General features: G+C 75.2%; 1 pseudogene. It reads left to right on the top strand.

Going from position 1 to position 1,008, the window contains the following annotated elements:
• Positions 1-23 precede the first annotated feature (23 nt).
• Positions 24-1,008: pseudogene (locus ACWPXK_RS33015) on the top strand (hypothetical protein); the annotation flags it as partial.

Raw genomic sequence — 1,008 nt, 5'->3', positions numbered from 1 at the left:
CGGCGGATGGGAATGGGGACGGGGTGGCTGATCCGCATAATGTGTTCGATGCGGCGTTGGCGGCGGGGAAGTATTTGTGTTCGGGGGGGTTGGATCTGCGGGATCCGGCGCAGGAGTTGCGGGCGGTGTTGCGGTACAACCATTCGCTGGCGTATGCGGGGAATGTGTTGAGTTGGTCGGCGGCGTATCGCAGTGGGGGGTCGCCGACGCAGGTGCGGATCCCGCCGGATCTGGTGCCGCCGGGGACGGCGGGGGTGGTGCCGCCGTCGTCGGAGATGACCGCTGTGGTGGTGCCGCGGGTGCCGGATCCGGGGCGGGCGCCGCGACCGGCGGTGCCGGTGCCGCCGTCGCCGCCGGTGCAGGTGATGATCACTATTCCGGGGTTGCCGCCGATTCCGTGTGGCATTTTCTGCCCGCCGCCTGCGCCGCCGCCGGTGGTGGATGGGTGTGTGGTGCCGGTTCCGGCGCCGATGCCGCGGGTGGGGTTGCCGGGTCTGCTGCCGGGCCCGCTGGCTTCGCCAGAACCCGAGGGCGCCGCACCCGGGCTGCTCCCGGGGCTGCTACCCGGCCCGGCGGATCCGGAAGGCCGCCCCGGCGAGCCGAGTGTCGGGACCGGCGGGCAGTCCGTGCCCGGTGTCCCGCAGGCCGCTGGGTGCCCCGCACCGGGCACCGGCCCGGCCGCCCCGGCACCCGGTACACCCGGACACAACCCCGCGCCCGGCGCACCCACACCCGGCGCACCTGGCACACCCGTACCCGGCGCACCTGGCGCACCCACACCCGGCGTACCCGTACCCGGCGTACCCGCGCCCGGCGCACCCACCCATGCCGCGCCGGGCGCACCCAGCCACGAGGCTGCGCCCAGCGATAACCCCGAAGCCGCCACCGGCCCGGAACCCGAACCGGCCACCGAGCCCCAGCCCGAACCGGCCACCGAACCCGCACCCGCACCCGCCCCTCAGCCCGGCCTCACCCTGCCCCTCCGCACCTTCATCCCCCTCCCCGGAC

It is taken from the genome of Nocardia sp. Marseille-Q1738 (assembly GCF_965283145.1).
This window is presented reverse-complemented; position numbering and strand designations above follow the sequence as displayed.